At 72.0% G+C, this 24,334-nt stretch carries 18 protein-coding genes; 3 read left to right on the forward strand and 15 right to left on the reverse strand.

Going from position 1 to position 24,334, the window contains the following annotated elements; all coding sequences use genetic code 11:
- Window positions 1-113: 113 nt before the first annotated feature.
- Window positions 114-1,040 carry a DUF5829 family protein gene (locus AB0L89_RS29000; RefSeq protein WP_365147258.1) on the reverse strand — a complete coding sequence of 309 codons (927 nt, stop codon included), beginning with the start codon at window positions 1,038-1,040 and terminating at the stop codon, window positions 114-116.
- A 311-nt stretch (window positions 1,041-1,351) separates the two neighbouring features.
- On the opposite strand from AB0L89_RS29000, the gene AB0L89_RS29005 reads away from it, so the two are divergent.
- Window positions 1,352-2,269 (forward strand): hypothetical protein, encoded by a 918-nt coding sequence (locus tag AB0L89_RS29005; RefSeq protein WP_365147038.1) that lies wholly within the window; start codon window positions 1,352-1,354, stop codon window positions 2,267-2,269.
- 506 nt (window positions 2,270-2,775) lie between these two features.
- Here the strand turns inward: AB0L89_RS29005 and AB0L89_RS29010 are convergent.
- The 7 genes from AB0L89_RS29010 to AB0L89_RS29040 all read right to left on the reverse strand — a co-directional run bounded on the left by AB0L89_RS29010 (window position 2,776) and on the right by AB0L89_RS29040 (window position 10,868).
- Entirely contained in the window at window positions 2,776-4,437 is a 1,662-nt protein-coding gene (locus AB0L89_RS29010) for an FAD-dependent oxidoreductase (RefSeq protein ID WP_365147041.1), read from the reverse strand.
- A gap of 33 nt (window positions 4,438-4,470) precedes the next feature.
- A complete protein-coding gene (locus AB0L89_RS29015; protein WP_365147044.1) occupies window positions 4,471-5,385 on the reverse strand; it encodes a diiron oxygenase in 915 nt (304 codons plus the stop codon).
- 142 nt (window positions 5,386-5,527) lie between these two features.
- On the reverse strand, window positions 5,528-6,754 hold the full coding sequence (locus tag AB0L89_RS29020; protein WP_365147047.1) for an MFS transporter: 1,227 nt from the start codon (window positions 6,752-6,754) through the stop codon (window positions 5,528-5,530).
- Window positions 6,732-7,304 (reverse strand): GNAT family N-acetyltransferase, encoded by a 573-nt coding sequence (locus tag AB0L89_RS29025; protein WP_365147050.1) that lies wholly within the window; start codon window positions 7,302-7,304, stop codon window positions 6,732-6,734. The genes AB0L89_RS29020 and AB0L89_RS29025 overlap by 23 nt, the downstream gene beginning before the upstream one ends.
- The gene (locus AB0L89_RS29030; RefSeq protein ID WP_365147053.1) at window positions 7,301-8,533 is read right to left on the reverse strand and encodes a type III PLP-dependent enzyme; all 1,233 of its coding nucleotides are present in this window, start codon (window positions 8,531-8,533) and stop codon (window positions 7,301-7,303) included. The genes AB0L89_RS29025 and AB0L89_RS29030 overlap by 4 nt, the downstream gene beginning before the upstream one ends.
- Window positions 8,530-9,846 (reverse strand): DUF6271 family protein, encoded by a 1,317-nt coding sequence (locus AB0L89_RS29035; protein ID WP_365147056.1) that lies wholly within the window; start codon window positions 9,844-9,846, stop codon window positions 8,530-8,532. Before AB0L89_RS29035 ends, AB0L89_RS29030 begins: the two co-directional genes overlap by 4 nt.
- Window positions 9,828-10,868, reverse strand: coding sequence for a phytanoyl-CoA dioxygenase family protein (locus AB0L89_RS29040; protein ID WP_365147059.1), 1,041 nt, complete (start codon window positions 10,866-10,868; stop codon window positions 9,828-9,830). Before AB0L89_RS29040 ends, AB0L89_RS29035 begins: the two co-directional genes overlap by 19 nt.
- Before the next feature lie 578 nt (window positions 10,869-11,446).
- On the opposite strand from AB0L89_RS29040, the gene AB0L89_RS29045 reads away from it, so the two are divergent.
- Window positions 11,447-12,562 (forward strand): hypothetical protein, encoded by a 1,116-nt coding sequence (locus AB0L89_RS29045; protein WP_365147062.1) that lies wholly within the window; start codon window positions 11,447-11,449, stop codon window positions 12,560-12,562.
- 30 nt (window positions 12,563-12,592) lie between these two features.
- On the opposite strand, the gene AB0L89_RS29050 is transcribed toward AB0L89_RS29045, so the two are convergent.
- From AB0L89_RS29050 to AB0L89_RS29080, 7 genes are all read right to left on the reverse strand, one after another.
- On the reverse strand, window positions 12,593-13,408 hold the full coding sequence (locus tag AB0L89_RS29050) for an SDR family oxidoreductase (RefSeq protein WP_365147065.1): 816 nt from the start codon (window positions 13,406-13,408) through the stop codon (window positions 12,593-12,595).
- A 96-nt stretch (window positions 13,409-13,504) separates the two neighbouring features.
- Window positions 13,505-14,983, reverse strand: a complete 1,479-nt coding sequence (locus AB0L89_RS29055; RefSeq protein WP_365147068.1) for an esterase — start codon at window positions 14,981-14,983, stop codon at window positions 13,505-13,507.
- Window positions 14,984-15,189: 206 nt separating this feature from the next.
- A complete protein-coding gene (locus AB0L89_RS29060; RefSeq protein WP_365147071.1) occupies window positions 15,190-16,098 on the reverse strand; it encodes a glycoside hydrolase family 16 protein in 909 nt (302 codons plus the stop codon).
- 105 nt (window positions 16,099-16,203) lie between these two features.
- A complete protein-coding gene (locus tag AB0L89_RS29065) occupies window positions 16,204-17,871 on the reverse strand; it encodes an ABC transporter ATP-binding protein (protein ID WP_365147074.1) in 1,668 nt (555 codons plus the stop codon).
- The gene (locus AB0L89_RS29070) at window positions 17,868-18,860 is read right to left on the reverse strand and encodes an ABC transporter permease (RefSeq protein WP_365147077.1); all 993 of its coding nucleotides are present in this window, start codon (window positions 18,858-18,860) and stop codon (window positions 17,868-17,870) included. The genes AB0L89_RS29065 and AB0L89_RS29070 overlap by 4 nt, the downstream gene beginning before the upstream one ends.
- A gap of 3 nt (window positions 18,861-18,863) precedes the next feature.
- Window positions 18,864-20,639: an ABC transporter substrate-binding protein gene (locus AB0L89_RS29075; protein WP_365147080.1), complete on the reverse strand. Its 1,776-nt coding sequence runs from the start codon at window positions 20,637-20,639 to the stop codon at window positions 18,864-18,866.
- 62 nt (window positions 20,640-20,701) lie between these two features.
- Window positions 20,702-21,658 carry an ABC transporter permease gene (locus AB0L89_RS29080; RefSeq protein ID WP_365147083.1) on the reverse strand — a complete coding sequence of 319 codons (957 nt, stop codon included), beginning with the start codon at window positions 21,656-21,658 and terminating at the stop codon, window positions 20,702-20,704.
- Between the two features lie 560 nt (window positions 21,659-22,218).
- On the opposite strand from AB0L89_RS29080, the gene AB0L89_RS29085 reads away from it, so the two are divergent.
- Complete coding sequence (locus tag AB0L89_RS29085; protein ID WP_365147086.1) at window positions 22,219-24,327, forward strand: choice-of-anchor A family protein; 2,109 nt, start codon at window positions 22,219-22,221, stop codon at window positions 24,325-24,327.
- The last annotated feature ends 7 nt before the right edge of the window (window positions 24,328-24,334 follow it).

Raw genomic sequence — 24,334 nt, forward strand, 5'->3', positions numbered from 1 at the left:
CGGCATCAGCCTCCCCCAAGGCAGAGCAACGCGGCGTCCGTCGATGCTGACATCACTGCCCGGGGGCGGCAACGACGCTTTCCGGCCAAAGAGTGATCAACCGGACGGGAGCGTCACTTGGGGTCGTCGAAGGTCCACACGGCGGTGGCCCCCGGGCCGACGGTCAGGGTCGAGCGGCCGATCCGCTCCACATGGCGCTTGACGGACTTGTTCAGCGTGAACGAGACCTCCTTCAGGCCCGAGTCCGCGCGCGTCGTCGCGTCGAGCCGGATCGTGGTGCCGCCCCTGCGCGCGACGAGGCCGTCGCCCTCGGTCCGCACCGTGAAACCGCCGGCCCGCAGCAGCGGCTCCGTGCTCGCCACGTCGCGCGCGGACATCGCGAGCCGGATGGAGCTCACGTCACGCATCAGGCGGGAGCCGTAGTCGTCGTTCAGGTAGCGCTCCCGGCCCACGTCACCCGGGTAGGCGGCCGGCTCGGTCTTGCTGCGCGGGTCGGCGAAGTACTCCGGCCGGTACTCCATCGTCCAGGCACCGAAGGAGTCGTACTCGTTGGCCGGGAAGGCGAAGAAGCCGGCGAACCACGGCACGGGCACGCCGTCGCCGAAGTCCCGCGTCTGCACGAACTCGGTCGGGGTGATCCCGAGGTCCCGCACCCGCTTGTTCACCGTCGCGAGGTCGCCCTCGCGCTCGACCGACAGGCCCATCCCGGTGGACCCGAACTCGCCGTCCTTGCCCGCCACGTCCCCGATCCCGAACAGTTCGAGGTAGGTCTCGCGGCCCATCAGATAGCGGCCGGTCCAGACGTTGCCGTCCGATCCGGTGGTGGTGCGGACCTGGAAGTTGGCGAAGTCCCGCAGGTAGGCGGAGTGCTCGATGGCATCGGCCGTCTCGCGGTCGAGCACTCCATAGGCGTGGTTGTAGAAGAGCAACTGCCGCCCTGAGGGCGGTTCTTCCTTGTCGTCGTCGGGTGCGGCCCACGCGCTGCTCCCGACCGCCCAGACCAGGGCGGCGGAGAGCGCCACGACAAGGGCCATGACCATTCGCATTTTCCGGCGCAGCAGCATGCCGGTGATCGTAGGACGGACGCGGTCGCGGACGCCGTCAGTCCGGGCAGCACGCGGGAAAGAACGGCAGGACAGTTCAGAGGAAGCAGTCCGTCCGCGTGACTTCCGTTGCTTGTGGGGTCAATGTGATGTGTGGGGCGGGTGATGTCTAGGGTCGCCGTCATGACGCGCACCACGCCGCCCCGCCCGCTCGATGCCGAGGCCCTCTTCCCGGAACTGGCCGCGCACCGCGGGACCACGACCCGGCTGCACCCGCGTCCTGCAGCCCGGACGCCTGCGACAGCCACGTGGGCGGGCCCCTGTTGTGGCCGTCCGACGAGCCCTGGCCGGTGTGCACCGAGCCGCACGGCCGCGGGCGCGGGCGCCGCGTCGCCGACATCCACCGCGAGCGGCGGATCCTCGCCGGGGCGCGGGCCCGGGACACCTCCCGGGGCCTCACGGACGAGGAGCGCGGGCTGCTGGACGAACTCGGCGCGGAGCACCGCGTCGCGGGCATCGCCGACACCGACCCGATCCCCATGATCGGCGTCGCGCAGCTGTACCGCCGGGACGTCCCCGACCTGCGCGCGGGGCCGGACGGCAGCGATCTGCTCCAGGTCTTCTGGTGCCCCTTCGACCGGCACGGCAGGACCGGCTACGGCATGTCCGTGGAGCTGCGCTGGCACCGGTCGCGGGAGATCACCGAGCCGCTGCTCACACCCCCTCTCCCCGAGGTGGTGGGCTATCCGGGCTATGTGGCCGAACCATGTGCGCTGCACCCCGAGCAGGTCACCACGTATCCGTTCGCGGGGCTGCTGCCGCAGGAGCTGTGCGCCCGGATCGACGCCTGGGAGGAGGAGCTGGAGGAGGCGGCCGAGCAGGAGCAGGAGGAGTCCGGGGACGACGAGGGACCCGAACCACCGTCCTATCAGTACGACTTGTCGATCCCGCCCGGCTGGCGCGCGGGCGGGTTCGCCTCCTGGCATCTGACGGACCCGTCCCGCATGGACTGCCGCTCCTGCGCGACGCCGATGGAGCTGCTCCTGACGATCGACAGCTCCGAGTGGGACGGCGGCACCACGAGCTGGATCCCGCGCGAGGAGGAGCGGCCGACCGTCTTCCGGGCGGCCACGCCCACCGAGGTCGTGGTGGGGCGCGCGGGCGAGCTCAACGTCTTCGCGTGCCCCGCCGATCCCGCCCATCCGCACCGCTGGAGCATCCAGTGACTCCCCGTCAGGGCGGATTTCCCCCGGGCCCGCACCCTGGGGTACAGTCGATCATGTGCTCGCCGCCGAACAGACGGTGCCGGGCCCGGCGTTGGTCGTCCAAGGAAAGACGCCCCGCTTCCTGCGGGGAAATGCAGGTGCAAGGCCTGCCCAGCGCTCCGGACGAGAGGGCCCCGGATTCCGTGAGGAATCCGGGGCCCTCTCCCGTTCTCCTGCTGCCGCCGCCCGCACGTGTGCCGCGCGTGGTGCTCCGGACTTCGAAGGGTGCGGGCGGCGCGCCAGGGGTAGACGTACACATGGACAGGGGCTTTTGAGCGAGGTCCACCACACGGCGGCGCCGGCCGAAGGCTCCTATTGCCCTCGGTGAACTCCCGCGCGCCGGGGCGGTAGTTGAGGCGGTTCGGCCGCGCCATGTGTGAGGGGGAGCCGGCGCGGCCGCACCTGCGGGTCCGGGCACGTTCCGGGGACCGGTGGACGGCCCCGGGGCCGCGCGGCGGACCGCCCCGTCAGCGCAGCGGACCCGGGCGTCCCGACCGTGCAGTGGCGACGAGTTCGGCGACCGTGGCCAGTTTCACGCGCGGGCGTCCCGCGGCGCGGCCCCGAGCGGTCTCGGCCCGTTCGATCGCGGCGAGGCCCCGGGCGTCGACCACCTGGCGGTTGCGGCGGCGGGCCAGCCGGTGGAAGGCCCTCGGCGCGTGCCGCGGGGCGGGCAGCGCGCCCGCGACGGCGTCGGCCAGCAGGGTGGAGACCGTCTCGGCGGCACAGGTGCGGTTGGCCCCGATGCCGCCGCTGGGGCCGCGCTTGATCCACCCCACGACGTAGGTCCCGGGCAGCCCCTCGACGCGGCCGCCCTCGTGCGGCACGGTGCCGGTGCTCTCGTCGAAGGGCAGTCCGGCCAGGGGCAGTCCGCGGTAGCCGATGGCGCGCAGCAGCAGCCCCGCCCGCACCGTCCGCTCCCCCGACCCGGCCGTCACGCGGACGCCCTCGACCCTGTCCTCGCCGAGCACCTCGGCGGGTTCGGAGTAGAAGCACAGGACGATCCGCCGGCCCGGCGCCGGCGGCAGCTCGCCGTCGGTCCGTCCGCGGGTGACGTCCTTGAGCACCGCCGCCTTGTCCCGGGGCCCCGCCGACTCGACGGCGGGCGCGATGCGGGGGTCGTGGTCGTCGACGATCAGGTCCACGCCCGGCAGATGCTTGAGGGCGAGCAGTTCGGACCGGGTGTACGCGGCGTCCTCGGGGCCGCGCCGGGCGAGCAGGACCACCTCGCGCACCTTGCTCTCGCGCAGGGCGCGCAGCGCGTGGTCGGCGATGTCGGTGCGGGCGAGCGTGTCGGGGTCGGCGAGCAGGATCCGCGCGACGTCCAGGGCGACGTTGCCGTTGCCGACGACGACCGCGCGCTCCGCGGACAGGTCGACGGCGTCCCGCACGGCGTCCGGATGGGCGTTGTACCAGGCGACGAACGCGGTGGCGGACAGGCTGCCGGGCAGCTCCTCGCCGGGGACGTCTAGGCGGCGGTCGGCGGAGGCGCCCACGGCGTAGACGACCGCGTCGTGGTGGGCGGCGATCTCCTCGGGGGTGACGTCGGTGCCCACGTCCAGGCCCAGGTGCATGCGCACCCGGGGGTGTGCGTGGAAGCGCGCGAAGGTCTCGCCGACCTTCTTGGTGGCGGGGTGGTCGGGCGCCACGCCGTAGCGCACGAGGCCGCCTGCCACCGGCAGCCGGTCGATGAGCGTCACTTCGGCGCTGGTGTGCAGCAGCAGGTCCTGCACGGCGTACATGCCGGCGGGCCCGGTGCCGACGACGGCGACCTTCAGGGGCGCGAAGTCGGCGGGCAGGACGCGCGGGAAGGACGGCTCGCCCCAGGCGTGGAAGTTCGGCCCCTCGGGGTCGGGGGCGGAGCCCTCCTCGGCCTCCTCCCCCGCGAAGTACGCCGCGTTGATCCCGGCGTACTCGCGCTGCGCGAGCGGCAGCCGGTCCACGGGGAAGATCGCGTCGACCGGGCAGGCGTCGGCGCAGGCGCCGCAGCCGATGCAGGTCGCGGGGTCGATGTGCAGCATCTCCGTGCTGCCGAACGCCCGCTCCTCCGGCGTGGGGTGGATGCAGTTGACCGGGCAGACGGCGACGCAGGTGGCGTCGCTGCAGCAGGTCTGGGTGATGGCGTAGGTCATGGTCGTCGACTCTGCTCGGCTCGGATCCGTCGGTCAGATGAGGTGGGCGCGCTGGTAGAAGACGAGGGCCGGTTTGGTGAGCAGGCCGCAGGAGGCCAGGAACTCCATGAGGCCCGAACAGCTCGACCGCATCATGGACTTGTGGTGCTCGTTGGCCTTCGCCTCGGCCAGCGCGCGCTCCTCGTCCAGGCCCGCGTTCGCGTACACCTTGCGGTTCACCATGCTGGTGACGATGACGTACGACGCGATGGCGATGATGAGCGCGTTGATCTGGCGCCGGGCCCGGCCCGCGCCCGCCAGCCGCTTGCGCGTCTGGTCGCGGGCGAACTTCATGTGCCGCGACTCCTCGACCACGTGGATGTTGTTGATGGTGCGGACGAAGGGCACCACCCGCTCGTCGCGCATCCAGTCGCGCTGCATGACGTCGAGGACCTCTTCGGCCACCAGGATCGCGGCGTACGCGGCCTCGCCGAAGGCGACGGACTTGAAGACCCTGCCCAGTTCGGTCGCGAAGCGGTGCGGACGGTAGGCGGGGGCACCGAGCTTCTCGGCGCCGCGCGCGAACATGATGGAGTGGCGGCACTCCTCGGCGATCTCGGTGAGCGCCCACTGCACCTCGGCGCTGGTCGGGTCCTTGGCGTAGACGTCGCGCAGGACCATCTGCTGCAGGATCATCTCGAACCAGATGCCCGTGCTGGCCACCGACGCGGCTTCCTGCCGGGTCAGCTCCTTGCGCTGGTCCTCGGTCATCTCCCGCCAGTAGGCGGTGCCGTAGAGGGTGCTCCACTCCGGGCTCGCGCCGTGGCAGTCGCGGTCCAGCGGCGTCTCCCAGTCGACCTCGGTGGCCGGGTCGTACGCCAGCACGGCGGCAGAATCCAGCAGCCGACGCGCCACGTCGCCTTCCGGGGAGCTGTCCTGTGCGCTCGGCGGAACAGTGCTGCTTGCCATGCTGCGGCTCCTTGACTCAGCGGTCCGGGCAGCGGGCACGGCGCCTCGTCGCACGGCAGGCCGCGACCCCCTTGTTAGACAGAACGTATAACAAGGGGGTCGGGCGCGCCTACCCTCGGGTAAGTACGAGATTGAACCGAGCTCACTCCGAGAGGGCCGACTCCGCGACGGGCTCGGCGGTCCGACCGCTCGCGGCGGGCCATCGGATCTGCGTGCTGCACGCGGACACGACGAGCGCCGACGCGGCGACCGCGGCGAGCCCCCACACCAGGGTGCTCGCATGCGCGATGAAGCCGATGAGCGGCGGCCCGGCGAGGAGACCCGTCGTGCCCATGGCGGCGACCAGGGTCAGCGAGTCCGAGCCCTGCCCCGCCGCGGCCACGTAGACGCACGGGGTGACGGCGGCGATGCCGAGGCCGACGCAGGCGAAGCCGAGCAGCGCGGGCACCAGACCGCCGACGGCCAGCGCGAGCGCCAGGCCCGCGCCCGCCAGCACGCTGCCGTACAGGACGACACGGCCGTCGCCCCAGCGGCTGCGCCAGCCGTCGGCGAAGAGACGGGCGATGACCATCATTCCCGAGACCACGGCGATGCCCAGGGGCGCCAGCTCCGCGGACGCCTCGGCGACCTCCTCCAGGTAGAGGGCGGACCAGTCGTTCATGGCGCCCTCGGTGACGGTGCCGAACGCCATGGCGACGCACATCCACAGCGTCAGGCGGGACGGCAGGGTCCAGGAGCGGGACTTCTTCTTCGCCGTCTCCTCATGCCCCTTCTCCGCTTCCTTCCCCGCCGGCCGGTCCTCCGCGAGAAGACCGGTCCGCGCGCACGCCACCAGCACGAACATGATCAGCGCGGCCACGCCGAAGTGCACGAGGACCGTCGACGTCAGCGCGTTCATGCCGGAGGCCACCAGCGCGGCGAGCAGCGAACCGGCGCTGAACGTCGCGTGCAGCCGGGCCATCGCGTTGCGTTCGAAGCGGCTCTCCAGCGCGGCGCCCTGGGCGTTCATGGCGACGTTCAGACAGCCCACGAGGACGCCGTCGACGCACATCACGAGCAGCGCCACGGGGTAGTTGGGGGCCGCGGCCAGGGCCGGCAGGACCAGGGCGAGGCAGAGCGCCGACAGCAGCGAGAGCCGCTGCGAGCCGAGGCGCCGCATCAGCACCGCCACCACCGGGAAGGACACGGCCGCGCCGACGCCGGCGGCCATCAGGAGGACGCCGACCTCCGCCGCGCTCAGGCCGAGGTCCTCCTTGAGGGCGGGGATCCGCGCGGCCCAGGTCGCGTACTGGAAACCGAGCGAGCAGAACAGGGCGGCGATCGCCAACTGGCCCCGGTGGAAGGGGTCACGCACGCGGAGCACCGGCATCAGCCCACATTTCTGTTTCTTCTTCCGGCGACGGCGCCTCGGCCGTCACCGCCTTGGACATGTACACGGCTGTCGGGCCGTAGCCTTCCGGGGGAACGCCCCCGCGGCGGGCGGTGAAGCCGCGGGCCGACCAGAAGGTCTCGCTGCCGCCGACGGCGACCAGCGATAACTTCTCGTACCCGTGCTTCAGGGCCGTCCCGGTGAGGTGGCGCAGCAGGTGCCGCGCCAGGCCCCGGTGCCGCAGCTCCTCGGCGACGACGATGTCGTGCAGATGCAGGTTGCGCGACGGCAGCGGGGCGGGCGCGGGCTCCCCTCCGGTCTCGCCCAGCTCCGGGTACGCGGACTCCGGGTAGGGCAGGGCCAGCAGATAGCCCGCCAGCTCCCCCGCCAGGTCGAGCGCGAAGCAGGTGGCGGGCGACGCGCGCATCCGGGACTCCAGGGCGGCCCGCCCCTCCGAGAGGCCGAGGGGCGCGTAGGCGCGCGACTCCAGGGCCACGATGCCGTCCCAGTCGGCGTCGGCGATGCGGCGCACGCGTATGTCGTCGCTCATGCGCGCGCTCCGTCGATCCCACCGTGGATCTCGCCGTCGATCTCTCCGTCGATCCAGGTGTACGGCAGCGGGCTGAAGCCGTTGAAGCCCTGCGTCATGTAGCTCGTCGCGTACGCGCCGCTGGAGAGCACCCACACCGGGTCGCCCGACGCGAGGTCCTTGGGGACAGACACCAGGCCGTCCTCGTGGGAGAACGCGTCGTCGCTGTCGCAGCTCGGCCCCGCCACCACGGCGGGCACCGACTCGGCGCCGGGATGCGTGGGGAAGACCAGGCGGTACTGCAACTGGTCCATCTCGTAGAGGCCGTTGAACTTCCCGCAGCTCAGGTAGAGCCAGTGCCGGCGCTCGCCGTCGGGCCCGCGGCGCGCGGCCAGCCGGGAGACGTGCGCGCGGATCGCCCCCTGGTCGGCGACGAGATGGCGCCCGGGCTCGATGACGAAACCGAGCCGGTGGCCGGGGATCGCGCCGAGCCGTGCCATGCCCTCGCGGATGACGGTGAAGATCTTGTCCAGGGGCGGGTCGAGCGGGGTGCCGTGCTTGTCGCGGTAGCCGAGCGCGGGCAGGCCGCCGCCGAGGTTGACGTGGTCGAGGGCGATGCCGCGCCCGGCCAGTGCGGCAAGCACGTCGGCGATGCGGTCGAACGCGCCGTGCCAGGCGTCGGCGGTCATCTGCTGGGAGCCGACGTGCACGGAGAGGCCCGCGGGGACGAGCCCCAGGTCGCGGGCCGTCTCCAGGATGGTCACGGCGTCCTCGGGCGAGCAGCCGTACTTGTTGCTGAGCCCCCAGAGCGCCCCCTCGCCGGTGGTCGCGAGCCGGCAGAACACGCGGCTGCCCGGGGCGTGCGCCGCCAGCGCCCGCACGTCCTCCAGGCTGTCGGTCGCGTAGTCGCGGATGCCGAGCCGGAACGCGTCGGCGATGTTCCGGTCGGACTTGACGGTGTTGCCGTAGTGCATCCGCTCGATCGGGACACCGGCCGCCAGGGCCTGCTCGATCTCCCGGGGGCTCGCCGCGTCGACGCCCGAGCCGCGCGCGGCGAGCCGGCCGAGCACCTCGTCCACCGGGCAGGCCTTCAGGGCGAAGCGGACGGCGACGCCCGGGAGTTCGCGGCACAGCGTGTCGTAGCGCGCCTCGATGCCGGGCAGGTCGAAGACGATCCGGTCCTCCTCGGCGGCGGCCAGGGCGTCGAGGAGCGTCGCGGAGTCGTGCTCGCGGATCATCGTGGCGCTCATGCGGAACGCTCCGCCGCTCGCAGACCCACGTCACCGCTCGCACTCACCATCGCGGCCCACGCCTCCGTCAGCAGGGCGAAGTCCTCGATGTCGCCGCGCGCCTCGTCGAGCAGCCGCTCGCGGCGCGTGGCCAGGTGGTCGGCGAAGTCTGCGTACCGGCCGCCGAGCGTGCGGTACGCGGTGTCCAGACGGTCGAGGCGGTCCACGTTCTCGGCCTGGTCGAGCACGGCGCTCTCGCGCGCGAAGGCGGCGACGACGGACGCGCTGACCTCGCCCCGCTCGTCGGCCAGCGACTCGCCCGCCGCGGTCATCCGGTCGTAGATGTGGTTGAAGTAGAGCATCGACAGGAAGAACTTGGCGAAGCGCGTCTGGTACGCGATGAAACCGGCGTCGGTCCGGCGCTCACCGGTGTAATAGTTGACGATGTTGCGGTTGTGCAGGACGCCGGGCAGCGCGGCGTCGTGGACCAGGTGGATGAGGAAGTAGTCGCTGCCGATGGTGTCCTTCGCCGGCGGCAGCGGGACGCGCTCGTGCACGCCGTGGAAGGCGATGTTGCACATGTCGACGCGCATCGGGTCGACGAGCGTGAGCTTCGCGTGGTCGCGCGAGAAGGGCTCGGATCCCGCGCCCCGGAAGGAGTCCTCGACCAGTTCCCGCTTCTGCTCGTCGGACCAGTGGGCGGGCGCCCAGAGGCTGACGACGTCGTGGTACACGTCCGCGTCGAGGCGGCTGATCTCGCTGATGTCGACGGAGAGTTCGCCCACGAAGGAGCTGCCGACCATCGCCACGGGCTTGTGCGCGTGGCGGGCGTCCAGCGTCGTCTCGGTGACGCCGTCCGCCGCTTCCCGCGCGGGCTTGCCCAGCGACATCAGCTCGTGGTGGACGGGGAAGACGGGCCGTCCCTCGACGCTCTGGTAGCGGCTGTCGGAGTCCCTGCGGTGGACGGACGCGCAGCCCAGCGCGCTCGCGATGAGGAACGCGCGGTTGGTGCAGGCGCCGTAGGACAGGCCGTCCGGGAGCATCAGCTCAAGCAGCAGCTCGGGCTTGGCGACCTCGGCGCGGGCGATCACCCGGCGCAGGAAGTCGCGCTGGGCCGCCTCGTCGAGGTGGTGCACGGCGACGCGCGGCAGGACCGGCAGCGCCTGGACGGCCCGGGTGTGCGCGGCGAAGGTGGCGGGGTCGGAGGAGTCGAGGATCAGCAGGTGCACCTCGACGTCGAAGTGCTCGGCGGCGTAGGCGGCCTCCTCGCCGATCGCCGCGATGGTCTCGGGGCAGGCCCGGTTGGTCGGCAGCGTCAGGCAGATTCGGCGCACGCGGCATCCCCGTTCCAGGACTTGAGGCCGAGCAGCTTGGCCCCCAGGTCGTTGAGCGCGGCGGTGCCGTAACGGAGCGACTCGTGCTTGTGGGCGTCCCCGAGGAGGGTGGCGTTCCACTCCGGCGTGGAGAGGTTGCTCCAGGAGTCGACGCGGGAGCGGCGCAGGTCGTCGTGGGACTCCAGCGCGGGCATCATCGACAGGTACTGGACGGCCCTGACGCCCTTCTCCGAGGTGTTGGGGGCCACGCCGTGGGCCAGCATGCCGTTCCAGATGAGCAGGTCGCCCGCCTCCAGTTCGGGGCGGACCACGGGCATGTCGTCCCGGTCGATCACGGGGCGTATGGGGTCGCGGTCGTCGGGCTGGGCGACCTTCCACCGGTCGAACCTACGGAACAGCTCGGGGCAGCACTGGAAGCCGCCGTGGTCCTCCTGGGTGTCGTCCAGGGCGATGATCCCCTGGACGCGCTGGGGCAGGACTCCGAGGGTGGAGTCGACGTCCCAGTGGAGGTTGATGTCGAAGCCGCGCTCGGTGGGTGCGATCAGGGAGCGGGAGCGGTTCTTGACGTTGGGCGGGTTGAGGTTGAGCCGGTCCAACGTGACCCAGAGCTCCTCGCAGTCCCAGACGTCGACGAACGCGTCGTAGACCCGCTGGGTCTGGCGGCTGTCCCAGATGAGCTGGTGGTGGTACGCCTCGACGAAGCCGTAGACGTGCAGCTCACGGTCCAGGTCGGAGCGGAACTCGCGCTCCTCGTACCAGGTCTCGGGGCGGCCGCGGTCCAGGCCCTGGAACTCCCAGGCGAAGTCCAGCAGGTCCTTGGCCGCCGCGGCGGGGATGGCCTGCTTCACGACGATGTAGCCGTACGTCTGCCAGTGCGCGAAGTCCTCCTCGGAGAGGACGCGCAGGGGCCGTGTCTTCTTGAGGTCCTTCAGCGGGATCTGTGCCAGGTAGGTGTCGGCGTCCGCGCTGAAGTACGGGGTGTCGGAGGCGGCTCGATGGAGGTAGCGGTCACTCGCTGCCATGTGGTGCTCCAAGGTTCGGTTCTCTCTTCCGGCGGCAGGTCTCCACGCCGGGTTGGGCCGGGACCACTTCAGGTCCGCCGGGGCAGCGCGTGTCGCACCAGCCCCCTGTCGAACTTGCGTACCACCAAAATGGACTAGACCAACTCTCGCTGTCAACAATTGAATTGGGCGCCTTCATGTCCAAAAAGGCGATATTTGCCCCCAGTTCACTCCGCCGTCACGTGATGCCCACGGAAGGACGCACCCAGGCAACTTCGCCCACGTCGGCGGCAGTTGGTCCAGACCATTCCGGCTCGGGGCCTTCGGCGTCCATGACCCGTCCGGGCCAGACCGAACGGGCGGAAAACGACATGCCGCACCGCCCCCGAAGGCGCCCATGGCTGCCCCCACGACTGCCCTCGCGGTCCACTCGGTCCTCTCGGTCCTCTCAGTCCCATGAAGAGGCTCCGGGCCCCGTGGCGGCGCTCCGCCCCCGAGGAGTCGGCTCCCGGCACGGCGGCGAAACGCTCACGCGCGTGCATTGACGCCTCCGGGCGTCCGGTTCAGGGTGTTGCGCACCTCAGGAGGAAGGCTCTCTCATGCGAAGACGTGACGTGTTACGAGGACTGACGGCGACCGGCGCCGGGCTGGCCCTGCCGCTCTCCTCGGCCGGCGCCGCCACCGCGCGGACGCCCGCCGCGACCGCCTCCGGCACCTGGCAGGAGGTCCCCGCGCCCGCCGGACAACCCGCCGCCCATCTGGTGGCCGTGGCCGCCGCGGGACCCGACCTCGCCTGGGCCGTCGGCGAGCACAACCGCTACGGCGCCACCGACGGCACCCCGATCTCCCTGAGCTGGAACGGCACCGCCTGGACGGCGGACGACGTCTCCCACCTCACGTACAAGGGCCCGCTGCGCGCCGTGGCCGCCGACGCGAAGGGCCCGGCCGCCTGGGCGCTCGGCGCCGACACCGCCGGACACCACCAGCTCCTCGCCTGGGACGGCACGACCTGGCGGGAGACCGCCTTCCCCGGGCGCGGCGAGACGGGCACGGAACTCACCGATGTCGCGGCCGGCCCGGACGGCGTGTTCTGGGTGGCGGGGCGGCACGGCGGCCGCGCCGGGCTGCTGCGCGGGGACGGCAGGGCATGGCGCTGGTGCCGGCCGCTGCCGGACGCCGCCGCGCCGACGCCGTACGGGGTCATGGTCACGCCCGGCGGCGAGGTGTGGGTGTTCGGCGACGTCATCGCCCGCTGGGACGGCGCCTGGACCGTGGTGCCGCACGCGGTCGGGCTGCGCGCCTCGGTGACCGGACTGCTGCCGGTCGCGCACGACGACATCTGGCTGACCGGCTACGCCTACGGGCCGGGCGGGCCGCCCGGCAAGCCGCCGGGCGTCAGGCTGGAGCACTGGAACGGCACGGAGTGGACCAGCCCCGGGGCGCCGTTCGGCGTCGGTCTCCTGGGCGGGATCGCGGGCGACGCGCAGGGCAGGCCCGACCGGATCTGCGGCTGGGACTTCTGGGACCAGAAGCGCGCCCACTACCTGCGCTGGGACGGTACGACGTGGGTCAGTGAGCGGGGCCCCGAGACGCCGTCCGCCTACCTGCCCGAGGCCATCACCCGGATCCCCGGAACGGCCGGCTTCTGGTCGGTGGGCACGACCTCCTTCTCGCCGTACCCACCGGCCCAGCTGCGCGTGGAACGCTTCGGCTAACGTCCGGCGGCGCCGCGCGGCGTGCTCGGGTCAGCTCCCCGCGGCGCCGCGCGGCGCGATGCCGAAGTCGAACGCGACCGTGCCCGGGTCGACCGCCGTCACGCCGCCGTCGACGGTCAGCGCCGCGCCGTTGACGAAGGAGGCGGCGGGCGAGAGCAGCCAGGCGATCGCCTCCGCGACCTCCTCCGGCTGCCCCGGGCGGCCCGTCGGGACCAGCCGCGTCGCCTCCTCGTACGCCGCGTCGGCGCCGCCGAGCCCGGCCTCCTGGGCGAACCGGGTCATCCGCCCGTCGGCCATCTCGCTCCGCACCCAGCTGGGGCATACGGTGTTGGCCCGCAGCCCGGCCTTGCCGTAGTCGACGGCGACGGACCGGCACAGCTGGAGGAGCGCCGCCTTGGACGCCGCGTACGCGGCGTTGGCGACGCCGTTGCGCAGCGCGGCGACCGAGGCGACCGCGACGACCGCGCCGCGCGTCTCCAGCAGGTGCGGAAGCGCGGCGCGCAGCAGCAGGAACGGGCCGGTGAGGTTGGTGCGCAGCACCGTGTCCCAGTCCTCGTCGGAGAGGTCGCCGACCGCTCCGCCGCGCCCGACCCCGGCGTTGAGCACCAGGCCGTCGACACGGCCGTACGCCGCCACGGCCGCGTCGACGAGTCCGGCGACCGCCGCCGGGTCACCGGCGTCGGCGGGGTGGGCCAGCGCCCCGGTCTCCTCCGCGACCCGCGCCAGCGGCTCGGGCCTGCGGCCCGAGATCACCACGTGGTGTCCGGCGGCGCGCAACTGCCGCGCGGTGGCGGCACCAATACCGGTTCCGCCGCCCGTGACGATGACGACTCGGCTCTCTGTCATGTCTGTTCAGCCTCCGAACGCGGTCGTAAGCACATGCCGCGATCATACGGAGCGGCTCGCTCACGACCGTGTTCGGATGCGGTGGACGACCTGCGGCTACTCGTCGATCGCCGCGCCGAACGCGGCGCCCGTGCCGGGCGCCCCCAGCGAGGCGGCGCCGTACGTCCAGGCCCCTGAGGCGGTCACGCCGCCGGAGCCCGAGGACAGCACCCACACCACGCCGTCACCGGCGTTCTCGCCGGGCGCGGCGGCCAGGAGGCCGAAGCGGCCGTCCCGGTTGGGGTCGGTGAGCCGCACCTGCGCGCCCCACTTGTCGCCCTTCTCGGGCACGCCGGGGATGTCCGCGGAGTCCTGGTCGAAGGACTTCGCACCGGTCGCCGTCAGGCCGTACTCCCCGCCGCGCAGCACCCAGACGGCACCCGCGTCGGCGACCGTGCCGATGTCCTCGCCGGGTGCGCCGATCGCGACGTCCGCGTAGCCGTCGCCGTTGGTGTCCGCCACGGACAGGTCGGCGCCCCAGCCGTCGCCGCGCTCGGCGGTGCCGGGCACGCCCGCGGAGTCCTGGGTCCACCACTTGGCCTCGTCGACGAGGCCGTCCTCGGTGCCGTAGCGCACGCCGACCAGGCCGCCGGTCATCGTCTCGCCGCCGTCGTCGGGCGAGTTGGGCTCGCCGGTCACCAGGTCGTCGTAGCCGTCGTGGTTGATGTCCCCGGAGGCCGCCGCGGGGCCGCCGCGCAGGTCGTTCTTGTACGTGAGGCCGTCGGCGCCGCCCGCGAACTGCACGGACCAGCCGTGACCGGGCTCGTCCCCCTCCGTCACGCCCGAGGCGACGAGGTCGGCGTAGCCGTTGTCGTCGTAGTCGCCGGTGGTCAGCGACTTGGACACGATCTGGCTGGCGTCGGCCGACCTGTCGAGCCGCTCGGTGGCCTGACGGCGCAGCGGCGCCTCGCCGCGGGCCTGCGGCGCGGGGTCGTACACGAAGAGCTCGATGTTGTCCCGGTCGAGCACGGCGAGGAGGTCGCCGGGAGTGTCCGCGGTGAAGTGCGCCGCGGCCAGGCTGAGGCCGAACTGCTGGCCCGCGGCTGCCTGCTCGCTCTGCAGCCAGCTGCTGGCGGATCCGGTGAGTCCCGCCTTCGAACCCCACAGGACGGCGACGCCACCGGCGTCGGCCCCGGCGTCGAGGTCCTCCCCGGGGATGCCGACGATCGCGTCGTCGTAGCCGTCGCCGTCCAGGTCACCGGTGGCGACGGCCTTGCCGAAGGCGTCGCCGGCCTCGGCGGCGCCCGCGACACCGGCCGTGGACTGGCTGAATCTGGCGACGTTGCTGGTGCCGATGCCCCGGGTCGAGCCGTACTGGACGGTGACGAGTCCGGCGCCCTTCTTGCCGCTGACCGTGGCGCCGGGGGCGCCGACCAGCACGTCTTCGTATCCGTCGCCGTTGAAGTCGCTGTTGCGGTCGTCGGCGTGGGTCCCCCCAGGGGTGCCGGCGAAGGCGGCGGGGGCGGCGGCGATACCGGCCCCGGTCAGCAGAAGGAACGATGCCGCGGCGAGGGCGGCCGAACGGTTCTTGCGCACGAGCGGCTCCTGTGAAGGAAAGGTGGCCGGGCAGCGCGGGGGGTGTCCGGAAAGGGCCCGTTCCTTGTCCGGCGCCCTGTTCGACACGGCATGGGGCGCGAGGGTTGTACGGGATTCAGGAATCCACTTCGAGGCGCCAACTCGCACGTGCGGAGGACCACTTGCCGCTGCGGGGCATCCGCCCTCACCGCCGTGGGTACCGGGCGTCACTTCCAGCCGTACGCGTACGCGGCCACCCAGGTGATCTCCAGCTGGGCGCTGCTGCCGGGCGCCGCCCCCGGGCCCTCCAGGGCGCTCTCGTTCTGGAGGACCCAGGACAACGGCTGGTCGGGGACGCCCCTGGTGTCGTGTCCCGTCTCCCGTCCGTCGACGAAGAAGCGGACATGCCCGGGGGTCCACTCGGTGGACACGGTGTGCCACTCGGTCCAGTCGTCGGCCCCTTCGAACGAGCCCTGTTCGCCACCGCCGCAGGGGTGGTGGAAGGCGCTGAGGGTGCCCGTCCACTCGCCCTCGGGGTGGTCCATCTCGCAGCCGCCGCCGTAGTGCAGCCACGCCGACTTGTAGCCCGGAGCCTGTTCGGTCACCTTGATGCGGGCGCTGTACTTGCCGTACTTCATCTGCATGACGGCACGCGGTACGACCGCGGAGGCGTGCACGGGGCCTCCGTCGGCGGGCCGCCACATGCGGATGCGCATGCGGCCGTCGCCGTTCTCCGCAGGGCCCACGCTCACGGTGTCCTCGGGGTGGTAGACGCCGACGACGTCGCGTGCGCGGTCGTTCGCCGTGTCGCGCCAACCGGTGGGATACGCCCACCAGTTGTCGCGGTAGGCGCCGTCGAGGCCCGCGCAGTACGCGGCGGAGGTGTCGGCGTGGTGGTCGCAGTCGCTGAACGCGCCGAGCGGCACCCGGTCGCCGTTGAAGTCCTCGGCGAGGACCTGCCAGAACGGCCCGCAGTCGCCGCGCGGCAGCTCGGCGCCCGCGTCCCGGCAGGCGTCGGCCGACACCGGGGCACCTCCCGCGCTCGGGATGCTCAGCAGGGCGGCGAGCAGTGTCACTCCGAGCGCTCCGAGCACGATCGGCCGTCCGCGCCGGCCCGTCGCCGCGTGTGATCCCATCGTGCTGTCTCCGTTCCACGAGGACGCCCCACAGGAAGGGGTCATCCTCGTGGAGCGCTCGGCGTCCCGGAAGGGCCCGGGGCCACCTGCCGCCCGCCGCGCCCGCTACAGCCTCGCCGCCAACAGCTCCTTGGTGTACGGCTCCCGGGGAGCCTCGAAGACCTCGTCCCGTGAGCCGGTCTCGACGATCTCGCCGTGGTGCATCACCGCGATGCGGTCGCACAGATGGCGTACGACGGCGAGGTCGTGCGAGACGAACAGGAGCGAGAGACCGAGGTCGTCCCTGAGGTCCATGAGGAGGTTCAGGACCTGCGCCTGCACGGAGACGTCGAGCGCGGAGACCGGCTCGTCGGCGATGATCAGGCGCGGCCGGGGCGCGAGGGCGCGGGCGATGCCGATGCGCTGGCGCTGGCCGCCGGAGAACTCGTGCGGGTAGCGCGGGAGATGGGCGGTGTCGAGGCCGACCTGCTCCAGGAGTTCGGCGGCCCGGTCGCGGCGCTCCCGGCGGCTCAGGTCCGTGTGCACGCGCAGCGGTGTGGTGACGATCTCCTCGACGGTGCGGCGGGGGTTCAGTGAGGCGTAGGGGTCCTGGAAGACCAGTTGGACCTCGCGGCTGAGCGTGCGGCGCAGGGCGGTGTCCTCGGCGGCGCGCGTGATGTCGCGGCCGTCGAAGCGGACGGTTCCGCCGGTCGGCCTCTGGAGCCCGGCGAGGACGCGGGCGGTGGTGGACTTGCCGGAGCCGGACTCGCCGACCAGGCCGAGGGTCTCGCCCTCGGCCACCCGCAGGCTCACGCCGCGCACGGCGCGGGTCGCCGGGCGCCGGCGGCCGAGCAGGCCGCGCCCGCCGCCGAACTCGACGCGCAGATCAGCGGCTTCGGCGAGGGTGCGCGCCGCCTCGCCGGCCGCTCCCCACACCCGCGCGTTCGTGCGGGCCACCGGTTCGGGGGCGTCCACGGTCGGCAGCCGGGTGCCCGGCACCGTCTCCAGGGACGGGGCCGCGCCGATGAGGGCCCGGGTGTAGGGGTGGGCGGCCGCGGTGAGCAGCTGATGCGTGGTGCCCTGCTCCACGGTGCGGCCGTGGCGCATGACGAGCATGCGGTCGGTGGCGGCGGCGACCATGTCGACGTCGTGGGTCACCAGGACCACGGCGGTGCCGTACTCCTGCTGCAACTCCCCCAGCAGATCCAGGACCTGGCGCTGGACGCGGGCGTCGAGCGCCGTGGTCGGCTCGTCGGCGATCAGCACGTCAGGGTGGTTGATCAGCGCCATGGCGATCATCACGCGCTGGCGCATCCCGCCGGAGAACTGGTGGGGGTAGTCGCGGGCGCGGGCCGTCGCGATGCCGACCCGCTCCAGCATCTCCACGGCCTTCGCCCGTGCCGCGCCGCGCCCCGCGTCCCTGTGGTGCAGCCGGTACGCCTCGGCGAGCTGGGCGCCCACCGCGTGGAAGGGCGAGAGCGAGGCGAGGGCGTCCTGGAACACCATCGCGATGCGCCCGCCGCGCACCTCCCTCAGCTGCTTCTCGCTCGCGCCCACGATGTCGGTGCCGCCGACCTCGACGGTGCCGCGCACCGTGGTGCGCGCGGGGTCGTGCAGCCCGAGCGCGGCGAGCCCGACGGTGGACTTGCCCGACCCCGACTCCCCGACCAGGCCGAGGACCTCGCCCCGTGCCAGGTCGAAGGAGACGCCCTCGGCCGCGGTGACGGTGCCGCGCGGCCCGGTGAAGGACACGGTCAGATCGCGTACGTCGAGCACGACTTCTCGCTGGGTCATGCGAGCCTCACCCTCGGATCGAGCCAGGCCACGACCAGATCGGCGACGGCCACGAACACCACCACGAAGAACGCGGCGATCAGTACGGTGCCGACGACCGTCGGCAGGTCGTTCTGGGTGACGGCGTCGACGGCGAGCTTGCCGACGCCGCTGAGCCCGAAGACCGTCTCGGTGATGAACGCGCCCCCGAGCAGCGCCCCGACCTCAAGGCCGAGGAGCTGCACGATCGGCGCCGCGGCCCCGCGCGCCGTGTACTTGAGGTGCGTGCGCAGGACGCCGAGCCCCTTGCCGCGCGCCGTGCGGACGTACCCCTCGTGCATCACTTCCAGGAGCTGGGCGCGCGAGAGCCTGGCGAACACGGCGGCGTTGACGAAGCCGAGCACCAGGCAGGGCAGCAGCAGCCCGGAGAGCCAGGCCGCGAGATCCTCGCCGGGCGGGGTGTAGCCGGGCAGCGGCAGCCAGCCCGTGGAGTAGACGAGGAGGTACTGCAGGGCGTAGCCGAGGAAGTAGATCTGCACGCTGGCGCCGATCAGCGTGAACCCGGACAGGAGCCGGTCGCCGAGGCCGCCGCGGCGCAGCGCGGAGACGAAGCCCGCGCCGATGCCCGCCACGACGATCACCGCGAGCGCGCCCCCGGCCAGCGACAGCGTGACCGGGAAGCGGCCGGTGATCGCGGAGAGCACCGGCTCGTGCAGGGCGTAGGAGTAGCCGAGGCAGGGCGCGTCGCAGGCGATGGCGCTGCCGTCGACGTCGCTGATGGTGCGCCCGGCGACCAGACCGCGCAGATAGTCGGCGTACTGCGTGAGGATCGGCTGGTCCAGGCCCATGCCGTGGCGGACGGCCGCGATCTGTGTGGCGTCGCACTTGGGGCCGCACGCGATGGCCGCCGGGTCGGACGGCGCCGCGTAGAAGAGGGCGAAGGCGGTGGCGGAGATGGCGAACAGCACCACCACCGCCTGCACGCCGCGCCGCGTCAGATAGGTGAGCATGGGTCAGGACTTCTTCAGGTACAGCCAGGCGGGGCTGATGGTGCCGTAGATGGGGTGGATGAACGCGCCGCCGACGTTCGCGCCGCGGGCCTGCTGGACGCGCTGGTGCAGGAACGGCACGAGCGGCACGTCCTTCATGATGATGTTCTTCTCCAGCGCGACGAGGGCCTTGGCCTTCTCCGTCGCGTCGCCGATCGTGGCGATGCGGTCGAGTTCCTTGTCGACGGCCGGGTTCTTGTAGCGCGGGTCGTTGTCGAGGCTGTCGCGGCGGCTGTCGAAGCGGTAGGGCACGCCGGTGGCCGGGGTCGGCCAGTCGACCGAGCTGCCGGACATCCACAGGTCGTACTTCGGGTCGGCGTTGCGCGCGACCTCGTTGGTGAACGCGGGCAGCGGCATCGGCTTGGTGACCAGGGTGATGCCCGCCTTGCCGAAGGCCTCGACGAGGACCTGCGCCATGCGGTCGTTGGCGGCGGTCGCCTCGTAGGCGTAACTCAGGCTCTTGACCGGCTTCGCGGCCTTGGCGAGGTGCTCCTTGGCCTTCTTGATGTCGCCGGTCGGGGCGACGGGGTAGATGTCGTACTTCTCGTAGCCGACGATCGCGGGCGAGGAGTACGTGGTGGCGATGTCGCCCATGCGCGGACCGCCGAGCGCCTGGCGGGCCTGCTGCCGCGGGAAGAGGTAGTGGATGGCCTTGCGGACCTCGGGGTCGGCGACCCGGTCGTTCCTGGCCACCAGGTGGTAGGTGAAGGCGCCGCGCCGCCCGTCGACGACGAGGTCCTTCTTCTTCGGGTCGCGGGTGGCCTCGCCGTACAGCTCCGGCGGCAGTTCGTTCTTGGTGGTGACGGTGTCCGCGCCGTCACCACGCCCGTTGAGGATCTCCTGGGCGGTGTTGAGCTCCTTCTTCTCGAAGGTGAACTCGAACTTGTCGGCGTACTGGTGACGGATCGGGTCGGTCTCCGCCTTCCAGTGCGGATTGCGCTCCAGGGTCATGCTCTGGTTCTGCCGGTGCCCGACGATGCGGTACGGGCCGGTGGCGAACGGCTTGAGGTCGTACTGCGCGCCGGTGTCCTTGTCGGGTCGCACCGGGGACGAGGAGGACTGCGCGGCCATGAACGGCACGTCGGACTGCGGCTTCTTGAAGTGGAAGACGATGGTCTTGTCGTCCGGCGTCTCGATGCCCTTGAAGTCGCCGTCCTTCTTGGGCCCGCCGTAGACCTTGCGGGCCTGGGCGAGGTCCTGCTTGCCGGTGAGCCACTGCGGCCAGTAGGGCGGGCCGAGCTCGAAGCCGGGCGCGAAGGTGCGCTCGATGCCGTACTTGACGTGCGCGGACGTGATCGGCTTGCCGTCCTCCCAGGCGATGCCGTCCTTCAGCTCGTACGTCCAGGTGCGGCTGCCGTCGGAGGGTGTGCCGGTGTCCGTGGCGAGGTCGCCGACCAGCTTCGCCTTGCCGTCGACGACCTGGTACTGGGTGAGCTGACGGCCCCACAGCAGCGAGGTGTTGTAGCCCTCGCCGGCGTAGATCTTCTGCGGGTCCAGGTGCGAGGCGTCCCGGAGGTTCGCGACGTGGATCGTGCCGCCCCGCCGGGCGCCCTTGACCTCGGGCGCCGGGCCCGCGCTGTCGTCGGCGGTGCCGATGCCCGCGGTGAGGTCGGGCTCGTCGCTCACCGACGGCGCGTCGTCGCCCTTCGCACCGGCGCCCGACGAGCACGAGCAGAGCACGAGCAGGGCGAGGGCGGCGGCGGCCGGTGCGACCGCGGAGCGCGGGCGGATTCTGGGCATGACGGACTCCCTTGGGAGGATGATGAGTTGACGTGGAGAAGCAGCTGAAGGGGGAGGGCGGTTCAGCGGTGCGTACGCGGGTCGAGCGCGTCGCGCACACAGTCGCCGAGCAGGTTGAAGGCGACGACGAAGACGAGGATCGCGACGCCGGGGAAGAACATGTACGTCGGGTCGTCGTAGAAGACCTCGGCCCCACGGGCGATCATGCGCCCCCAGTCGGGGATCGGCTCGCTGATGCCCACGCCGAGGAAGGAGAGCGCGGCCTCGGCGGTGACGATGCCCGGCAGGGCGATGGTGATGTGCACCAGGACGGGTGCCCAGACGTTGGGCAGCAGCTCACGGAAGACGATGTGCCGGCGGCTCGCGCCCACGGCCCGCGCCGCGTCGACGAACTCCCGCTCCCGCAGGGACCGGACGGTGGTGCGCAGCATCATGGCCAGGGGCACCCAGCCGAAGGCGGCGAAGACGAGGACGAGCACGGTGAACTGCATCCACGCGGGCTCGTTCTCGCCGGGCGAGACGAACCGCGTCTGGATGACGGGGCTCAGCGCGAGGAGCAGGAGCAGCGTGGGGAAGGCGAGCAGCACGTTGCAGACGAAGGTGAAGACCCGGTCGGCGAGCCCGCTCAGATAGCCGACGGTCACCCCGAGGACGACGCCGATGACGGCGATGAGGACGATCGCCGCGACGGCGACGAGCAGGGAGGTGCGGATGCCGTACAGGAGCTGGGTCAGCACGTCGCGCCCGAGGCCGGGCTCGATGCCGAACCAGAACTCGCCGGACATCCCGCCGTTGGGCAGCACCGGCAGCCCCTCGGCGCTGAGCAGGCCCGGCTCGTTCTGGCCGTAGTGCTCGGTGGGGTTCTTGCCGTAGAGGGCGGCGATCAGCGGTGCGGCGAGCGCGAGCACGGCGAAGAGGAGGACGACACCGAGCGAGGCGAGGCCGAGCCGGTCCCCGCGGAACGCCCTGAGGGCCACGGCGAACGGGCCACGCGGTTCCTGCGTCTGTACGTCGGCCATGCGCTGCCGTGCTCCTGGTGCTCGTGCCCGTACCGGATCGCGGAGGCGGGCCTTGGAAATCGGTCCGGCTGGGCGGAAAGGGTGGTCCGCGCCGGGTTGCGGAGAATTACAGCACCGCCGAAAGCGGGCCTGCCACACGTCCGCCCGCCGTTCCCCGCGAACGTGTTCGATACGTTTCGGGAGCCTTTCCCGGAGCCGGGAATTGTTCATGAGACGGCAACAACACCGAGAATTCTCCTGGGCGAACCAGGACATACCCTCACCCCCTCGCTCACCCCGCCGTTACCTTGTGAGGTCCCACACATTCCTCCACTTAGCAGACTTTCAGCAGCAATGACCATGGATTCGAAGAGCATGAGCTGGTTCCGCCTTGCCAAGCCCGCGGATTCCGGAAAGCCGTCCCTGGATGGCCCAACACTCGTCCTTTGCAGTGCTCTTCTTATGAAGCGCCGTTCGGTTGAAAGGATCCCGGCGCCATTCATGCGAGCCTCCTCCACGTCTCTTTGACCATGTGAGGAGCTGATGTGCACGTGACTCTCCCCTCCCTCGTCCATTCCGGAATGAGGTACCTCTGTCTCCTCGGCATCGTGGCCGGGACCGGGCTCTCCGCCGCCCCCGCGAGCGCGCAGACGTTTCCGGGCGTGACCCCCGCCGCGCCCGCCGCCGCGAAGCCCCTGCCGGGCGGGCTCGGTCCGTGCGTGCCGGGCAACTGCCCGAGCGGCGGCTACCCGCCCATCAACAACGGGTCGATCCAGTACCGCGACAACGCCATCAACATCTACGTCGGCGGCGACTTCCTCGTCCGTGAGCGGGCCGCGGAGGCCGAGGGCCGCGTCGTGGTCCTCGGCGACTTCGACCAGGACAAGGCGGACGGCGTCAGCGGCATCTACAACGTCGGCGAGGCCGGGGTGGGCTCACGCGTGACGCCGCCCGTCGGCTCGGACTGGCTCACCACGGGCGGCGACGTCACGGTCGCCACCGGGGAGCGGCTCCTCGCCGAGGAGGGCGTGGTGCGGCACGCCGGGGACGCGACCGGCACGATCGTCGGCACCAAGAAGAAGGACCCCGACGCCGCCAAGCCCTACATCCCGCTGCGCAACCAGCTGACGGAAGCCAGCCAGTGCTACGCCCACCCGACGGGCGGCGGCAGCACGCGCCCGACCACCGGCACGGTCACCCACGCGGGCGGCGAGACGCTGTTCAGCGGCGACAACACCTCCAAGCTCCAGGTATTCAACGTCGACTTCGACCTGATGGGCGGCAGCGGCGGCCAGGAGGGCATCCGCTTCGAGGGGATCCCCGACGACGCCACCGTGCTGGTCAACATCCTCGGCACCAACCGCACCATCAACACCTACGCAGGCACCATCGACGACAGCAGCCAGCTCAACCAGCTGCGCAGCCGCCTCCTGTGGAACTTCCCCGACGCCACGTCCGTGGAGATCAAGGGCACCGGGCAGTTCCAGGGCAGCGTCCTGATCGGCGACCAGGGCTCGATGGCCACGGTCAGCGTGCCCGGCATGAACGGCCGCTTCTTCACCACCGGCTCGCTCACCCACACCAGCGCGGCCACGGGCGGCGGCGGCCAGGAGTTCCACAACTACCCCTTCGAGGGGGACCTGCCCGACTGCGCCACCGCGCCCACCGAGGGCCAGGTCAAGGTCGTCAAGACCGACGAGGACGGCGGCAAGCCTCTCGCGGGCGCCGAGTTCGAGCTGTGGCAGGAGACCAACGGCACCGACGGCCTGCAGACCGGGGGCGCCGACCCGGACACGAAGGTCGGCAGCCCCTGCGTCACCGAGGCGCCCGGCGAGTGCGTGAAGACCGTGCCGCTCGGCACGTACTACTGGCGCGAGACCAAGGCCCCCAGCGGCTACGACCTGCCCTCGCCGAACGTCTTCGGTCCCGTCGAGCTGACGGCGGCCAACGCCGACAAGGGCGTGAAGGTCACCGCGACCAACAAGAAGAAGCCGGTCGTGGTCAAGGGTGATGTCGGCGTCGTCAAGAAGGACAAGGACACCGGAGCCCTGCTGCGGGGTGCCGTCTTCCAGCTGTGGCGCGAGACCAACGGCGTCGACGGCCTGCAGCAGGGCGGGGCCGACCCCGACACCGAGACGGGCCCGCCCTGCACGACGCCCGCGAACGGCACCTGCCGCACGAACGTCCCCGTGGGCACGTACTACTGGGTCGAGACGCAGGAACCGCCCGGGTACCAGAAGCCCCGGCCCGCGGTCTTCGGCCCGCTGGTCCTCACCGAGGAGAACGCCTCCAAGGGCGTCACCGTCGAGGCACGGAACGTCGTCCAGAAGCACCCTGGCGTCACGGGCGCGCTGACGGTCCTCAAGCACGACAAGAAGACGGACAGGCCGCTGGCGGGCGCCGTCTTCCAGCTGTGGCGCGAGACCAACTCCAGGCCCGGCCTGCAGACCGCCGGCGCGAACCGGGACACCCTGATCGACGGGGGCTGCGCCACCGACGGCCGGGGCCGGTGCGACTACAAGAACCTCGAACTCGGCTCGTACTACCTCAAGGAGACCGCCGTTCCCGACGGGTACGTCCTGCCGAAGAACACCGTGAGCGGCCCGCACCGGGTCATCGCCGGCAGCGCCGCCAAGCCGGTGACGGTGAAGCTCACCAACCAGCGAGGCGGAGGCAAGAAGGGCAAGTAGCCCGGCC

It is taken from the genome of Streptomyces sp. NPDC052114 (assembly GCF_040680155.1).
GTDB lineage: Bacteria > Actinomycetota > Actinomycetes > Streptomycetales > Streptomycetaceae > Streptomyces.

What these genes read in the sequence shown, in the direction of transcription:
- AB0L89_RS29000 (WP_365147258.1), bottom strand. Translation starts at nt 1,040, where the DNA reads ATGGTCATGGCCCTTGTCGTGGCGCTCTCCGCCGCCCTGGTCTGGGCG.
- AB0L89_RS29010 (WP_365147041.1), bottom strand. Translation starts at nt 4,437, where the DNA reads ATGACCTACGCCATCACCCAGACCTGCTGCAGCGACGCCACCTGCGTC.
- AB0L89_RS29015 (WP_365147044.1), bottom strand. Translation starts at nt 5,385, where the DNA reads ATGGCAAGCAGCACTGTTCCGCCGAGCGCACAGGACAGCTCCCCGGAA.
- AB0L89_RS29020 (WP_365147047.1), bottom strand. Translation starts at nt 6,754, where the DNA reads ATGCCGGTGCTCCGCGTGCGTGACCCCTTCCACCGGGGCCAGTTGGCG.
- AB0L89_RS29025 (WP_365147050.1), bottom strand. Translation starts at nt 7,304, where the DNA reads ATGAGCGACGACATACGCGTGCGCCGCATCGCCGACGCCGACTGGGAC.
- AB0L89_RS29030 (WP_365147053.1), bottom strand. Translation starts at nt 8,533, where the DNA reads ATGAGCGCCACGATGATCCGCGAGCACGACTCCGCGACGCTCCTCGAC.
- AB0L89_RS29040 (WP_365147059.1), bottom strand. Translation starts at nt 10,868, where the DNA reads ATGGCAGCGAGTGACCGCTACCTCCATCGAGCCGCCTCCGACACCCCG.
- AB0L89_RS29045 (WP_365147062.1), top strand. Translation starts at nt 11,447, where the DNA reads ATGCGAAGACGTGACGTGTTACGAGGACTGACGGCGACCGGCGCCGGG.
- AB0L89_RS29050 (WP_365147065.1), bottom strand. Translation starts at nt 13,408, where the DNA reads ATGACAGAGAGCCGAGTCGTCATCGTCACGGGCGGCGGAACCGGTATT.
- AB0L89_RS29060 (WP_365147071.1), bottom strand. Translation starts at nt 16,098, where the DNA reads ATGGGATCACACGCGGCGACGGGCCGGCGCGGACGGCCGATCGTGCTC.
- AB0L89_RS29065 (WP_365147074.1), bottom strand. Translation starts at nt 17,871, where the DNA reads ATGACCCAGCGAGAAGTCGTGCTCGACGTACGCGATCTGACCGTGTCC.
- AB0L89_RS29070 (WP_365147077.1), bottom strand. Translation starts at nt 18,860, where the DNA reads ATGCTCACCTATCTGACGCGGCGCGGCGTGCAGGCGGTGGTGGTGCTG.
- AB0L89_RS29075 (WP_365147080.1), bottom strand. Translation starts at nt 20,639, where the DNA reads ATGCCCAGAATCCGCCCGCGCTCCGCGGTCGCACCGGCCGCCGCCGCC.
- AB0L89_RS29080 (WP_365147083.1), bottom strand. Translation starts at nt 21,658, where the DNA reads ATGGCCGACGTACAGACGCAGGAACCGCGTGGCCCGTTCGCCGTGGCC.
- AB0L89_RS29085 (WP_365147086.1), top strand. Translation starts at nt 22,219, where the DNA reads ATGAGGTACCTCTGTCTCCTCGGCATCGTGGCCGGGACCGGGCTCTCC.